Annotated in this window: 12 protein-coding genes; 8 read left to right on the plus strand and 4 right to left on the minus strand. The window is 60.1% G+C overall.

All coding sequences use genetic code 11. The features are described from left to right. Positions 1-20: 20 nt before the first annotated feature. From ahcY to ND528_RS05655, 5 genes are all read left to right on the plus strand, one after another. On the plus strand, positions 21-1430 hold the full coding sequence (gene ahcY / locus ND528_RS05635; protein WP_016772771.1) for an adenosylhomocysteinase: 1410 nt from the start codon (positions 21-23) through the stop codon (positions 1428-1430). A 187-nt stretch (positions 1431-1617) separates the two neighbouring features. Next, positions 1618-2463, plus strand: a complete 846-nt coding sequence (gene metF, locus ND528_RS05640) for a methylenetetrahydrofolate reductase [NAD(P)H] (protein WP_137214290.1) — start codon at positions 1618-1620, stop codon at positions 2461-2463. Between the two features lie 74 nt (positions 2464-2537). Beyond that, complete coding sequence (locus tag ND528_RS05645; RefSeq protein ID WP_263469880.1) at positions 2538-3620, plus strand: hypothetical protein; 1083 nt, start codon at positions 2538-2540, stop codon at positions 3618-3620. 87 nt (positions 3621-3707) lie between these two features. Beyond that, positions 3708-4520: a substrate-binding periplasmic protein gene (locus tag ND528_RS05650; protein WP_263469881.1), complete on the plus strand. Its 813-nt coding sequence runs from the start codon at positions 3708-3710 to the stop codon at positions 4518-4520. 221 nt (positions 4521-4741) lie between these two features. Further along, positions 4742-6610, plus strand: coding sequence for a DEAD/DEAH box helicase (locus tag ND528_RS05655; RefSeq protein ID WP_263469882.1), 1869 nt, complete (start codon positions 4742-4744; stop codon positions 6608-6610). A 239-nt stretch (positions 6611-6849) separates the two neighbouring features. Here the strand turns inward: ND528_RS05655 and ND528_RS05660 are convergent, their stop codons facing one another. Both ND528_RS05660 and ND528_RS05665 read right to left on the minus strand, forming a co-directional pair. Next, entirely contained in the window at positions 6850-7428 is a 579-nt protein-coding gene (locus ND528_RS05660; protein WP_039757580.1) for a YceI family protein, read from the minus strand. 31 nt (positions 7429-7459) lie between these two features. After that, complete coding sequence (locus ND528_RS05665) at positions 7460-8011, minus strand: cytochrome b (RefSeq protein ID WP_130910862.1); 552 nt, start codon at positions 8009-8011, stop codon at positions 7460-7462. A gap of 286 nt (positions 8012-8297) precedes the next feature. On the opposite strand from ND528_RS05665, the gene ND528_RS05670 reads away from it, so the two are divergent. Continuing rightward, complete coding sequence (locus ND528_RS05670) at positions 8298-8795, plus strand: hypothetical protein (RefSeq protein ID WP_137214294.1); 498 nt, start codon at positions 8298-8300, stop codon at positions 8793-8795. 363 nt (positions 8796-9158) lie between these two features. On the opposite strand, the gene ND528_RS05675 is transcribed toward ND528_RS05670, so the two are convergent. Further along, a complete protein-coding gene (locus tag ND528_RS05675) occupies positions 9159-10928 on the minus strand; it encodes a flavin monoamine oxidase family protein (protein WP_263469883.1) in 1770 nt (589 codons plus the stop codon). 223 nt (positions 10929-11151) lie between these two features. Here ND528_RS05675 and ND528_RS05680 point away from each other — a divergent pair, with 223 nt between their 5' ends. Together ND528_RS05680 and ND528_RS05685 are read left to right on the plus strand one after the other, a co-directional pair. Continuing rightward, positions 11152-12558, plus strand: coding sequence for an adenosylmethionine--8-amino-7-oxononanoate transaminase (locus ND528_RS05680; RefSeq protein ID WP_263469884.1), 1407 nt, complete (start codon positions 11152-11154; stop codon positions 12556-12558). Positions 12559-12710: 152 nt separating this feature from the next. Then, positions 12711-13430, plus strand: coding sequence for a 16S rRNA (uracil(1498)-N(3))-methyltransferase (locus ND528_RS05685; protein WP_263469885.1), 720 nt, complete (start codon positions 12711-12713; stop codon positions 13428-13430). A gap of 175 nt (positions 13431-13605) precedes the next feature. On the opposite strand, the gene trhA is transcribed toward ND528_RS05685, so the two are convergent. Next, a complete protein-coding gene (trhA, locus tag ND528_RS05695; RefSeq protein ID WP_039757573.1) occupies positions 13606-14223 on the minus strand; it encodes a PAQR family membrane homeostasis protein TrhA in 618 nt (205 codons plus the stop codon). Positions 14224-14354: the final 131 nt, after the last annotated feature.

The following is a 14354-nucleotide window of genomic DNA, read 5'->3' on the forward strand; positions in this document are numbered from 1 at the left end:
ATTACGAATGGAGGCTCTTCATGAGCGCTGTCAACACGCCTGCCGATTTTACCGATTACAAAGTTGCCGACATGTCCCTGGCTGCCTGGGGCCGTCGCGAAACCATCATCGCCGAATCGGAAATGCCTGCCCTGATGGGTCTGCGCCGCAAATACGCTGCCGAGCAGCCGCTCAAAGGCGCAAAAATCCTCGGCTGCATCCACATGACCATTCAGACTGCCGTGCTGATCGAAACCCTGGTTGCCCTGGGTGCCGAAGTGCGCTGGTCGTCCTGCAACATTTTCTCCACTCAGGATCAGGCCGCTGCCGCAATCGCTGCTGCCGGTATCCCGGTGTTCGCCTGGAAAGGCGAGACTGAAGAAGAGTACGAGTGGTGCCTGGAGCAGACCATCCTCAAGGATGGCCAGCCATGGGACGCCAACATGATCCTCGACGATGGCGGCGACTTGACCGAGCTGCTGCACAAGAAATACCCGCAAGTGCTGGATCGCGTTCACGGCGTGACCGAAGAAACCACCACTGGCGTACACCGTCTGCTGGACATGCTGGCCAAGGGCGAGCTGAAGATCCCGGCGATCAACGTCAACGACTCGGTAACCAAGTCCAAGAACGACAACAAGTACGGCTGCCGTCACAGCCTGAACGATGCGATCAAGCGCGGCACCGACCACCTGCTGTCCGGCAAGCAAGCGCTGGTCATCGGTTACGGTGACGTGGGCAAGGGCTCGGCCCAGTCCCTGCGTCAGGAAGGCATGATCGTCAAAGTGTCGGAAGTCGACCCGATCTGCGCCATGCAAGCCTGCATGGACGGTTTCGAACTGGTTTCGCCGTTCATCGACGGTATCAACGACGGTTCCGAAGCGAGCATCGACAAAGCACTGCTGGGCAAGATCGACCTGATCGTGACCACCACCGGTAACGTCAATGTTTGCGACGCGAACATGCTCAAAGCCCTGAAGAAGCGCGCCGTGGTCTGCAACATCGGTCACTTCGACAACGAAATCGACACCGCTTTCATGCGCAAGAACTGGGCATGGGAAGAAGTGAAGCCACAGGTGCACAAGGTTCACCGCACCGGCGCCGGCAGCTTCGACCCACAGAACGACGACTACCTGATCCTGCTGGCCGAAGGCCGTCTGGTGAACCTGGGCAACGCCACCGGTCACCCGAGCCGCATCATGGACGGTTCGTTCGCCAACCAGGTCCTGGCGCAGATCTTCCTGTTCGGCCAGAAGTACGCCGACCTGTCGCCAGCACAGAAAGCCGAGCGTCTGACCGTTGAAGTACTGCCGAAGAAACTCGACGAAGAAGTGGCCCTGGAAATGGTTCGCGGCTTCGGCGGCGTGGTCACTCAACTGACCAAGCAACAGGCTGACTACATCGGCGTCACCGTCGAAGGCCCGTTCAAGCCGCACGCCTACCGGTACTAAGAGCAGCTGGGAGCTTCAAGCTACAAGCTGCAAGTAAGGTCAAAAGCCGAGTTTGTCGTACGTAGCTTGAGTCTCTGCCACTATTTCAAAACAGCGTCAGGCCACAAGCTTCAAGCACAAGAGATCAGCGCACCTCCGCTGCTCTTGCAGCTTGAAGCCTGCAGCTTGCAGCTGGAGGTCCCCTCCAATGTCCCAAGACCGTCGCTACAGCTTCGAGTTTTTCCCGACCAAGACCGATGCCGGGCAAGAAAAGCTGCTTGCCACTGCCCGTCAGTTGGCCACCTACAACCCGGATTTCTTTTCCTGCACCTACGGCGCTGGCGGTTCGACCCGTGATCGCACGCTCAACACCGTGCTGCAGCTGGAAAGCGAAGTCAAAGTTCCCGCCGCTCCGCACCTGTCGTGCGTTGGTGACAGCAAGGACGACCTGCGCGGCCTGCTGAACGAATACAAGGCTGCCGGCATCAAGCGCATCGTTGCCCTGCGTGGCGACCTGCCGTCCGGCATGGGCATGACCAGCGGTGAGCTGCGTCACGCCAACGAGCTGGTGGAATTCATTCGTGAAGAAACCGCTGATCATTTCCACATCGAAGTCGCCGCTTACCCGGAGATGCATCCGCAAGCGCGCAACTACGAAGACGATCTCGCCAACTTCGTGCGCAAGGCCAAGGCCGGTGCCGACAGCGCGATCACCCAGTACTTCTTCAACGCCGACAGCTACTTCTACTTCGTCGACCGTTTGCAGGCGCTGGGCGTGGATCTGCCGATCGTGCCGGGGATCATGCCAATCACCAACTACAGCAAACTCGCGCGCTTCTCCGATGCCTGCGGTGCGGAAATTCCGCGCTGGATCCGCAAGCAACTGGAAGCCTACGGTGATGACACGCAAAGCATTCAACGCTTTGGCGAACAAGTCGTCAGCGAGATGTGCGAACGCCTGCTTCAGGGCGGCGCGCCGGGGCTGCACTTCTACTCGATGAACCAGGCCGAACCTAGCCTGGCGATCTGGAACAACCTCAAGCTGCCGCGCTGAAGGTTTTCCATGCGATAAAAAAGGCCCTTACCGGGCCTTTTCAATGAAAAGCACCAAATGGAATGTTGTCGTCAATGATCTGCGCGCAAACAAAAACACGCCCTCAACTGGTTTATCTGGTTTTCGGTGCCGAGACCTACCATCAGGAAGCTGTTTTCAGCATCGCCAGTGCGCTGGCGTGGTTGCGCGAGACGCCGGATGCCGCGATCGATATCCAGGTTTTCAGCGACAATCCGCAACCCTATGCGCATCTTCCTGTGCGCGTTCGCCCTCTGGACGCCGAAACGCGCCAAAAATGGAGCGAGCCCCACGGTTATCACTTCCGCATCAAGCATGTCGCGCTGCGCTCGGTACTTGAAGAGCATGAAACGGCGCTGCTGATCGACACCGATACGTTTTTCCACTGCTCGCCGCTGAAACTGTTCGAGCGGGTTCAGCCCGGCACGCTGCTGTGCAACGACTATTACGCCCGCTATGGCGACAACAAGATGAGCCTGCTCTACCGCACGCTGTCGGCAACCCTGCTGGACAAAGGCCTGACTGACGATCATATGCGCCTGCTCAACTCCGGGGTCATTGGCTTGCACCGGCAGGACGCACACGTGCTCGACCGCTCCATCGCCTTGATCGATGAGCTGTTTCCGTCGGCACAGGGCGCCTACACCCTTGAAGAGTTCTGCCTGTCGGTGGCCGCCTATCGCACGCTGGACGTCAACAAGTGCCCGGATCTGATTCACCATTACTGGAGCCGCAAACATCTGTTCAGGGCCAAGGTTCAGGCCTGGGTCGCCAAACATGGCGACAACCCGACGGGCGAAGCTGCGCTGGACGACACCCGGCGTGTGTCACCACAACTGCCTCGACCGCCGCGACTGCAGCGAATGTTCTACAAGCTCATCACGCTGCTGCTGCCGGCACATCTGCGTCAGTTCATTCGCGAAATCCTTTACGGTTGCTATGACCACCCCAACGAGTTCGATCAGGCGTGTGCACCGGTCTGGTGGGACAAGGCGCTGGAAAACCAGCAGCAACGCATCGGCAAGCCGGTCTGCAAGCACTTGCTCAGGGACTGGTTCAGTCGTGGTCTGGTCAAGCGGATTCTCGGTGCGCGCCACGCCAAGGTTCATAAACACCTGCTGAAAACCTCGAGCAAATAAGACCATGGCGGCCATTGCGCCTGGGGTCTGCGCGAAACATGCATGCCAGAGCTTCTCATCAGGCGTTTCGCGTACTAACCTCAGGCCATGCCCCTTATTGCCCAACTGCTGAGCGTTATTCTTCTGACTTGCCTGAGCGTCGGCGCCCGGGGGGAGAAGTTGCGTATTGTCACCGAGCCGTGGGCGCCGTATGTGTACGAGCAGGGCGGGCAGAATCTCGGCCTGGACTACGAAACCACCGCCATCGTGTTCAAGCGTCTGGGCATTGAAGTCGAGTGGCAGTTCCTGCCATGGAAGCGCTGCCTGTCGATGCTCGAAACCGGTCAGGCCGACGGTGCGCTGGACATCTTTCACAGCGCCGAGCGCGACGCCACCCTGCTTTACCCCAGCGAGCCGCTGTCCGACGTTGAATTCGTAATGTTCTACGCCAATGATCGGCCGCACCCTTTCACCACCCTCGAACAACTCAAAGGCCTGACCATCGGCACCTCGCCGGGCTATCTGTACAGCCCTGACTTCAGCCGGTCGCAGCTGTTTACCCGTGAACCTGCGCCGACCCATGAAGCCAACTTCGGCAAACTGGTACGCGGGCGTATCGATCTGCTGATTACCGATCGCCGCGTCGGCCAGCATTTGCTCGATGAATTGAATATCCGCGATCTGATCACCGAAAACCCGACGGTTATCAGCCGCCAGAGCCAGTTTCTTGCGGTTCGGCGCAATGCCGGCATGGACTTGCTGGTGCAGCGCTTTGGTGCAGAGCTCAAGCGTTTCAAGCGCGAACCGGCCTACGCCGAGCTCAGCGCACGTTACGGTGCTGCGCCGGTTGATAGCGCGTCACTGCGTGACGCCACGGTTGGCGGCAAAACCGTTGAGCAGCAGGAAAGCAGCGCGCAGTGATTGCTCTGTTATACTCCGGCGTTCCCGCCAGGCTCACGCCCGGACGCCCGGAACCGTAACAGGCCTCTCGACCCGCTACAGCGCAGCTTCCAGCCCGCGCGAGCGCTCCTGACGTGCCTTCGGAACCGCCGCTGGACCGGACGGGATTGCGTCCTCTTAAACGTGATTCGCGCCAGGCAAGACTCCCATTGGGCCAAGCCCTAACTAAAACAGGATTACTCATGTCCTTTGCTTCCCTCGGTCTCTCCGAGGCTTTAGTCCGTGCCATCGAAGATGCGGGCTATACCGAGCCTACTCCGGTGCAACAGCGGGCCATTCCCGCCGTGTTGCAAGGTCGCGACCTGATGGTGGCGGCTCAGACAGGTACCGGTAAAACCGGCGGCTTCGCCCTCCCGATTCTGGAGCGGTTGTTCCCCAACGGTCACCCGGACAAATCCCAGCGTCACGGCCCGCGCCAACCGCGCGTGCTGGTCCTGACCCCAACCCGCGAACTCGCGGCCCAGGTGCACGAGAGCTTCAAGATCTACGCCCGTGACCTGAAATTCGTCAGCGCCTGCATCTTCGGCGGCGTCGGCATGAACCCGCAGGTCCAGGCCATGTCCCGTGGCGTCGACGTCCTCGTCGCCTGCCCGGGTCGCTTGCTCGACCTCGCCGGCCAGGGCAGCGTCGATCTGTCCCACGTGGAAATTCTCGTCCTCGACGAAGCCGACCGCATGCTCGACATGGGTTTTGTCCACGACGTGAAGAAAGTCCTCGCACGTCTGCCGGCCAAGCGCCAGAACCTGCTGTTCTCGGCGACTTTCTCCAAAGACATCACCGACCTCGCCGGCAAACTGCTGCACAACCCGGAACGCATCGAAGTGACGCCGCCGAACACCACGGTCGAGCGCATCGAACAACGCGTGTTCCGCCTGCCGGCCAGCCACAAGCGCGCACTGCTGGCGCACCTGATCACCGCCGGCGCGTGGGAACAGGTGCTGGTGTTCACCCGCACCAAGCACGGCGCCAACCGTCTCGCCGAATACTTGGACAAGCACGGCCTGCCGGCTGTGGCGATCCACGGTAACAAGAGCCAGAACGCCCGCACCAAAGCCCTGGCCGACTTCAAGGCCGGTGAAGTGCGCATTCTGGTTGCCACCGACATCGCCGCCCGCGGCCTGGACATCGATCAGTTGCCGCATGTGGTCAACTTCGAACTGCCGAACGTTGATGAAGATTACGTGCACCGTATCGGCCGTACTGGCCGCGCCGGTCGTTCGGGTGAGGCGATCTCGCTGGTTGCCCCGGACGAAGAAAAGCTGCTGAAAAGCATCGAGCGCATGACCAAGCAGAAGATTGCCGACGGCGATCTGATGGGCTTCGACTCCAGCACCATCGAAGCCGAGAAGCCGGAAGCCCGCGAGCGTCCGGACATCCGCAACCCGCGCAATTCCCGTGGCCCACGTGGCGACGGCCCGAATGGCGGCGGCGGTGGCGGCGGTCGCAAGGACAAGGGCAAAGACAAGGGCAAGGAAAAGCCGGCCGGTGAACGTGGCGAGCGCCCTGCCCGTCAGCAAAAACCGCGCGAAGGCACCCCGAGCCGCGACCAGCGCCCAAGCCAGCCACCGCGTGCAGCGGCTGACCGTGCCCCGGACGAATTCCTCGACGACGATGTGGATAACTTCGGTAACCGCGTTGACTACGTGCCGAAGGCTGCTCCGGCCGGCGGCCGTGGCCGTCGTCCTGGCGCTCCGGCGCAAGGCGCCGGCACTGGCGCACCACGCGGCGGTCAGCCACAGGGTCGCCAGAACGGTCCGCGCAACAGCAACGGTTCGAGCACCGGCACTCCACCGGCCAAACGCAGCGGCCCGCGCAATGGCGCACCGCGTGACGGTCAGGGTCGTCGTGACGAATCCGCGCCGCGCAACCGCCGTCCGGCCCGTGACGATCAGCCACGCAGCGAACCGGCCGTGCAGAATCCGCGCAGCAATGGTCCGAAGATCATGCACAAGGAATCGAAAGCCGACCGCTTCCCGACGCCTGAGCAGCTCGATCAACTGCCAAGCCGCCCGCGTGGCGAGAAACCAGCCTTGCTGACCCGCAATCGCTGAGTTTCAAGCCGCAATGAAAAATGCCCCGACTCGAAAGAGCCGGGGCATTTTTTTGAGCGCTGCAAATCGCTTTGTGTAGGAGCTGCCGAAGGCTGCGATCTTTTGATCCTGATCTTGATCTTCAAAAATCAAGATCAAAAGATCGCAGCCTTCGGCAGCTCCTACAGGGGATCTGTGTTGTGGCAATAAAAAACGCCCCCGGCCTTGCGACCGGGGGCGTTTTCATGTGGCGGCGAAATTTATTTCGCTTTCACACCTTCGAACGAAACATACAGCTCGACCGCGTCGGACTTCGGACCGAGGTCTTTCTGCTTGCCGAAATCGGAACGCTTGATGGTGGTGGTGCCTTCGAAGCCGGCACGGTAGCCGCCCCATGGATCCTTGCCTTCGCCCAGGAAAGTTGCCTTGACGACAACTGGCTTGGTCACGCCCAGCAGGGTCAGGTCGCCGGTCACGTCAGCGGTATTGGCACCAGTGGACTTGACGCTGGTGGACACGAAGGTGGCCTTGCCGAATTTGCTGGCGTTGAGGAAGTCAGCGCTGGCGATGTGCTTGTCGCGTTCGGCGTGGTTGGTGAACACGCTGGCAGTGTTGACGTTGAACTCGATCTTGCTGTCTTCAGGCTTGGCAGCATCGAAGCTGAACTTGCCGTCGATGTCCTTGAAGGTACCGGTGATGTAGCTGTAGCCCAAGTGGCTGATCTTGAAGTCGACGAAGGCGTGCTGGCCTTCCTTGTCTACCACATAGTCAGCAGCCATTACGTTGGCGGACAGTACGGCCGAACCGATTGCCAGAGCGGCCAGAGTCTTTTTCAACATGCTTTCTTTTCCTTTGAGTCGAGGTTGAATTTCAGGCTTTGCGACCGAGCATTCGAGTGAGGGTCGCATCACGATCGATAAAGTGGTGCTTCAATGCTGCCAACGCATGGAGACCGGAAAAAATTACCAGTGCCCACGCCAGCCAGAGATGAATCACCCCAGCGGTATCTGCCTGATCCGGTAGTCCGGAGAGCAGAGCAGGAACTTCAAACAGGCCAAACACCGGGATCCCGACACCGTCTGCGGTGGAAATCAGGTAACCGGCAATCATCACAGCGAACAGCGCCAGATACAGAAACCCGTGGCCGAATTTAGCGCCGATACGGGTCATGCGACTGTAGCTTTGCAGCGTTGGCGGCGGCGGGCTGATGAAGCGCCACAGCACTCGCAACACCATCACCGCGAGGAGCACCAGACCGATGCTCTTGTGCAGGTCCGGCGCGTCTTTGCGCCAGGTGCTGTAGTAATCCAGCCCGACCATCCACAGACCCAGCGCAAACAGCCCGAAGACCGCCAACGCCACGACCCAATGCATGAAGATGCTGACCCAACCATAGCGCGAAGAAGAGTTACGTAGCTGCATTGCCCAAATCCTGTGAGAACTGCGAACCAAGACTAGCGAGTTATCTATCGAATTAAAGCGGAAAATTTTGCTTTGAAATATCGAGAAATACGATCAAGAGTCTGCGAGCGGGGTGTTAAGGAAGGATTAAAGGCGAATTCGCTGTGAGGTGCTTGTACAAATGACTGATGCCGCGTTTCAACGACAAAGGCACAGGACTGCGAAGCCGATAACCCTGTACCGCTGATGCGGCTTTTGAACCTGTTCGAATGATGTCTCCATTCTCATTACAGACAGGTGCAAAAACATGGCTCTGCGATATACGCCCTTTCAAGCAAGCGGTTCTTCTGTACTGCCGCCCAATCAAACGATGTCTCCCGGCCAATTCCTGCAATCCGAGAACGGTCGATTTCGTCTGATGCTGCAAAGCGATGGAAATCTGGTCCTCAAAGACGGTGAGGGGGTTATCTGGATCGCCGACGCCAATCAACCTTACAGCGCAACTTTGCACCCGAAGAAGATGCGCGAGCCGCTGCAGTTCGTGATCAGCAACAGCGGCTTTCTGTATGACCCTTCCAGGCGACGATTATGGATCGCGGAAAGCACGCACAGCGCCGACAAGGCGCTTTGGTACAACACATACATGACTGTGCAGGACGATGGAAACCTGGTGATTTACGACCAGCGCACGGGCAGTCTGCGCTGGGCGCGTTTCGGTTTCATTCCCGGGCGCCTGCGCAAACCCAAGCAAAAGTGGCTGAGGAAACTGCCGAACGGGACAGAGTTCTTCAAGTGGGAGTTCTGACCGATTCAGACGGTGTGACTGGCTAGTTGTGAAGTACTGCGGGCGGTTGCAGGCACTCGGCATTGTAAGGATCTATCTGGCATTTATGCGCTAGTTCCGAACCATAACCGCCGGGAAAGAATTGCCCGTTGCTACAACCGGGAAGTGCAATCAGCAACAGTATCAGCGTGAGTGTTTTCATCAGAGAGCTCCAATTTTTCCCAGCATAAAATTGGTCGACGGGCAGCCGCTATCACCTGATTCCGAGCGTCTTGTGGGAAGCCTCCGGTACGCAGGTCAGCCATGGAACCGGTCCGCGAAGGACACAAACGCAGGGCAAAAAAAACGCGACCCGAGGGCCGCGTTTTTCACATGAACCAAGGTTTACTGCGCCTTGGTCTCGGTAGTTGCAGCAGGCTTGGCCGCTGGCTTCTTCGCCGGCTCAGCCTTCTTCGCTGCCGGTTTGGCCGCAGGCTTTTTGGTTTCGGTTTTGGCCGCGGGCTTCTTCGCCGCAGGCTTGGCCGCTGCTTTCTTCGCCGGCTCGGCTTTCACCGGGGCCGCTGGTTTCGGTGCTTCCACCGGCGCTGGCGCAGGTGCCGGGGTCGGTGCAGGCGCTGGAGCAACAGGTGCTGGCGCAGGCTCGGGTGCCTTCACAGGCTCAGGCTTCTTCTCGTCATCCGAGCCGCCGAACAGGTTAGTGAAGAAGTTGCCCTTCTTCGCCGCCGCCGCACCCGCCGCGCCTGCCGCTGCTGCAGCCGGAACCACTTTGACCGGTTCAAACGACTTGCCTGCCGCCAGATCTTCAACCTGGCTGGCCGCGCGCTGGCCGGTGCGCAGTGCGCCTTCCAAGGTGCCCGGGTACAAGGTGTCGGTGTGTTCGCCGGCGAACGCTACGCGTTGCAGCGGACGTTCCCACAGGCGCCAGAACTTGCTGATCTGCCCCGGGCCGTAAGCCAGGTAGGCGCCGCCCATCGACGGGTCAGTGCTGTATCGGCGGATCTCATAACCGGTGAACGAGCCACGGGCCTGTGGATAAAACGCGTGCAGACGGATCAGCACCTGATCGACCATCTGCTTGTCGCCGAACGCCTGCATCACCCGAGCGTTGTCGCCGGACAGGTTGATCACCACGTTGGCGCCACCCTTCAGCGCCGGTTCGATCCAGAGCATGCCCAGACCGGTATTGCTGTAGATCTCGCCGGACATGCGCGATTTGCTTTCCCACACTGGCGTCTTGAACTTCAGCATGATCTGGTCGCGCCAGCCGTAGTTGGTGCCTTTGATCGCTGCCAGATGCTGAGCATCCAGCGCCGGGGTCAGCGAGATCTTGTTCAGCGCGCGCAAAGGCACCGCCAGCACCACATAGTCAGCCTGATAGCCGACGCTGCCGACTTTGACGGTCACGCCGTCCTTGTCCTGGATGATGGCCGAGACCGGCGAGCTGGTCTTGATGGTCTTGATCTGTTTGACGAAGGCCTGGGCCAGCACCTGGCTGCCACCGACCAGACGCGAGGCGCGCAGGTCGCGGTCGGAGACGCCGCGATAGACGCGGTTCTGCTGAGCGAAATACAGCAGCGACAGACGCGAAGGTTCGTCGTAGTGGGTACGGATGTCCTGGTTGATCAACTGACGCGCGGTGGCCGGCAGGTTCTGCTTGTCGAGCCAGCTCGATACGGTGATCTGGTCCAGTGCATGCAGGGTGGCGGTCGCCGCCGGGTTCTGCGGGTCGTCGATCGAGCGCGCCAGATCGTCGAGGGTTTTCTGGTAGCGCTTGAGCGCATCGGCGGTGGCTGGCTGCTTGGTGGCCAGATCAGCGGCGGAAAAATAATCGCCGTCGATCAGATAACCCGGCGTACGCACGAATTCCGGCGCCGGCGTGGTGCCGAGCTTGAAGGTCGACACGTACTTGTTCAGCACCGGCTGGGTCTTGTCGTTGCCGATCCACTCGCTGGTGGCCATGCCCGAGCGGCCGCCCAGACTTGGTTTGGCTTCCAGCAGGGTGACCTGCCAGCCTTTGTTCTGCAGTTCGTAAGCGGCGGTCAGACCCGACAGGCCACCGCCGATCACGATTGCGGTTTTATCCTTGGCCAGCGCCGTAACGCTGAACAGCCCCAACATCACCAGCGCACAGGCGCGCAGCCAACCGACAGACATTCAGCGAACTCCGGAAAAACATGTGGGAAAAAGCAGTTTTGCGAGTCAGACGACTCAAAGAACCGCGAAGAATACGTTAGCCATCAAAACGCCGCCAGCGACGTCTATCGGCTCAGACAAAGTAGCTCAATCGACACAATGGGTTGTTCCCGCGCGATGCATTGCATAGGCTTGCGCGATTGTTCGCCCGCGCCTGACGCGAGCCGCCTCGAGGAGACTGTAAATGGGCCTGAATAACCAGTGGATGCAACGCGATCTCGCGGTGTTGTGGCATCCCTGCACCCAGATGAAAGACCACGAACAGCTGCCGCTGATCCCGATCAAGCGCGGCGAAGGCGTCTGGCTCGAAGACTTCGAAGGCAAGCGCTACCTCGACGCGGTCAGCTCGTGGTGGGTCAACGTGTTCGGCCACGCCAACCCGCGCATCAACCAGCGCATCAAGGATCAGGTCGATCAACTCGAACATGTGATTCTTGCCGGTTTCAGCCATCAACCGGTGATCGAGCTGTCCGAGCGTCTGGTGAAGATGACGCCGCAAGGCCTGAATCGGGTGTTCTACGCCGATAACGGCTCGTCCTGCATCGAAGTCGCGCTGAAGATGAGCTTTCACTACTGGCTCAATCGCGGCCAACCGAACAAGAAGCGCTTCGTCACCCTGACCAACAGCTACCACGGCGAAACCATGGCAGCGATGGCGGTTGGCGATGTGCCGCTGTTCACCGAGACCTACAAAGCGCTGCTGATGGACACCATCAAAGTGCCGAGCCCGGATTGCTATCTGCGTCCCGACGGCATGAGCTGGGAAGAACACTCGCGCAATATGTTCGCCGCCATGGAACAGACCCTGGCGGAGAATCATGACAGCGTCGCGGCAGTGATCGTCGAGCCGCTGATTCAGGGCGCGGGCGGTATGCGCATGTATCACCCGGTGTACCTCAAGCTGCTGCGCGAGGCCTGCGACCGCTACGGCGTGCACCTGATCCACGATGAAATCGCGGTCGGCTTCGGCCGCACCGGGACGATGTTCGCCTGCGAACAGGCCGGCATCCGCCCGGACTTCCTCTGTCTGTCGAAAGCCCTCACCGGCGGCTATCTGCCGCTGGCGGCGTGCCTGACCACCGACGAGGTCTACAGCGCCTTCTACGACGACTACCCGACCCTGCGCGCCTTCCTGCATTCGCACAGCTACACCGGCAACCCGCTGGCCTGCGCTGCGGCACTGGCGACCCTGGATATCTTCGAGCAGGACAACGTCATCGAGAACAACCAGGCGCTGGCTCAGCGCATGGCCTCGGCGACCGCGCATCTGGTCGATCACCCGAACGTCTCCGAAGTGCGCCAGACCGGCATGGTCCTGGCGATCGAGATGGTCAAGGATAAAGCCACGAAAGAGGCCTACCCTTGGCAGGAGCGTCGTGGCTTGAAGGTGTTCCAGCATGCGCTGGAACGTGGTGCGTTGTTGCGGCCGCTGGGCAGCGTGGTGTATTTCCTGCCGCCGTATGTAATCACCCCGGAGCAGATCGACTTCTTGGCCGAAGTGGCCAGTGAAGGTATTGATATTGCTACGCGTGACAGCGTCAGCGTGGCGGTGCCGAAAGACTTCCACCCCGGTTTCCGCGATCCGGGCTGATTCGCCTTGCTTGAGATTTGCGGTGGCTGGACTACCGCTTTCGCGAGCAGGCTCGCTCCCACAGGGGAATGCATTTCAAGTGTGGGAGCGAGCCTGCTCGCGAATGAAGTCGACACCGATCCAACTGATTCATATCTTTCCAGAGACCCGAAATGAGACTGTCCCGCTTCTTTATCGACGCCCCGCTGAGCACTGGCGAACACGAACTGCCAGAAGCCCAGGCGCATTACATCAGCCGCGTACTGCGCATGGCCGAAGGCGATGCGGTGCAGTTGTTCGACGGTTCCGGCCATGAATTTCGCGGGTCCTTGGTGGACGTCGGCAAGAAACGCGTGGTCGTGCAGCTCGACGAGCAATTCGCCGGGCAAGTCGAATCGCCGCTGCGGATCCACCTTGGCCAGGGCCTGTCCCGAGGCGAGCGCATGGACTGGGCGATTCAGAAAGCCACGGAACTGGGCGTGACGCAAATCACGCCGATCTTCAGCGAACGCTGCGAAGTGCGGCTCAAGGACGAACGCGCCGACAAGCGCTTGCTGCATTGGCGCCAAGTGGCGATCAGTGCCTGCGAACAGTGCGGGCGTTCACGGGTGCCGGTGATTCATCCTCCGGTGTTGCTGGCAGACTGGCTCAAGCAGACCGAAGCCGAATTGAAACTGGTGCTGCACCCGGTCGCAGAACCGCTGGTCAGCCATGCCAAACCGGAGACGCTGGCGTTCCTGATCGGGCCGGAAGGTGGCCTGACGGACGGCGAAGTCGAGCAGGCCAAAGGCAATGGCTTCCACGCCGCCCGCCTCGGCCCACGGGTGCTGCGCACCGAGACTGCGCCGGTGGTGGCGCTGGCGGTAGCCCAGCAACTTTGGGGTGATTTCTAAGGCCCCTTCGCGAGCAGGCTCGCTCCCACATTGGATCTAGGGTGTTCACAACACCAGAGTTCACTGAAGATTTATTGTGGGAGCGAGCCTGCTCGCGAAAGCGGTGTTTCATTTAACGAAGGTGTTGGCTGACCTGACGCCTTCGCGAGCAGGCTCGCTCCCACAGGGATTGCATTTACAGGACGTAAAACAGAATCGCGACAAAATGCAGCAAGCTCCCGGCGATCACGAACAGGTGCCAGATGCCATGGGCATGCCGCAGGCGGTGATCGAGGGCAAAAAAGATAATCCCCACCGTATACAACACCCCGCCCGATGCCAGCCAGGCAAACCCCGCTGTGCCCAGTGCGGCAATCAGCGGTTTGACCGCGACCAGCACGATCCAGCCCATCACCGCATAAATCACGATCGACAGAATCCGTGCCTCGGAGCGCGGTTTGATCTCTTGCAGGATGCCGATCAGCGCCAGCCCCCAGACAATCCCGAACAGCGTCCAGCCCCAAGGCCCGCGTAACGTCACCAGGCAGAACGGCGTGTAGCTGCCGGCGATCAACAGGTAGATCGAGAAATGGTCGACCTTCTTCATGATCGCTTTCTTGCGCCCGCGCACGCTGTGGTACACGGTCGAGGCGCTGTAGAGCACCAGCAAAGTGAAGGCGTAGATCGCCACGCTGACGATCTTCCATGGACTGCCGTCGAGGCTGGCAATCACCAGCATCCATACGCCGCCGATAAACGCGGCGATGGCTCCGACCAGATGGGTCCAGGCGTTGAGTTTTTCCCCGTGATACATGTGTCGCATACCTCGTAGTCACTACCGCAAGCGCGCAAGGCTCGGGCCTTGAGCGTAAAAGCGCAATGTTTCTGTTCAACCTCGCCTGCGCGGCACGCGGGAATTGGGCACAATCGGCCGATACCAAAAAG

Source organism: Pseudomonas mercuritolerans (assembly GCF_025706525.1).
Classification (GTDB): domain Bacteria; phylum Pseudomonadota; class Gammaproteobacteria; order Pseudomonadales; family Pseudomonadaceae; genus Aquipseudomonas; species Aquipseudomonas mercuritolerans.

Bases quoted from the DNA above. Each gene is read 5' to 3' on its own strand.
- ahcY (WP_016772771.1), top strand. From the start codon at position 21: ATGAGCGCTGTCAACACGCCTGCCGATTTTACCGATTACAAAGTTGCC.
- metF (WP_137214290.1), top strand. From the start codon at position 1,618: ATGTCCCAAGACCGTCGCTACAGCTTCGAGTTTTTCCCGACCAAGACC.
- ND528_RS05645 (WP_263469880.1), top strand. From the start codon at position 2,538: ATGATCTGCGCGCAAACAAAAACACGCCCTCAACTGGTTTATCTGGTT.
- ND528_RS05650 (WP_263469881.1), top strand. From the start codon at position 3,708: ATGCCCCTTATTGCCCAACTGCTGAGCGTTATTCTTCTGACTTGCCTG.
- ND528_RS05655 (WP_263469882.1), top strand. From the start codon at position 4,742: ATGTCCTTTGCTTCCCTCGGTCTCTCCGAGGCTTTAGTCCGTGCCATC.
- ND528_RS05660 (WP_039757580.1), bottom strand. From the start codon at position 7,428: ATGTTGAAAAAGACTCTGGCCGCTCTGGCAATCGGTTCGGCCGTACTG.
- ND528_RS05665 (WP_130910862.1), bottom strand. From the start codon at position 8,011: ATGCAGCTACGTAACTCTTCTTCGCGCTATGGTTGGGTCAGCATCTTC.
- ND528_RS05670 (WP_137214294.1), top strand. From the start codon at position 8,298: ATGGCTCTGCGATATACGCCCTTTCAAGCAAGCGGTTCTTCTGTACTG.
- ND528_RS05675 (WP_263469883.1), bottom strand. From the start codon at position 10,928: ATGTCTGTCGGTTGGCTGCGCGCCTGTGCGCTGGTGATGTTGGGGCTG.
- ND528_RS05680 (WP_263469884.1), top strand. From the start codon at position 11,152: ATGGGCCTGAATAACCAGTGGATGCAACGCGATCTCGCGGTGTTGTGG.
- ND528_RS05685 (WP_263469885.1), top strand. From the start codon at position 12,711: ATGAGACTGTCCCGCTTCTTTATCGACGCCCCGCTGAGCACTGGCGAA.
- trhA (WP_039757573.1), bottom strand. From the start codon at position 14,223: ATGTATCACGGGGAAAAACTCAACGCCTGGACCCATCTGGTCGGAGCC.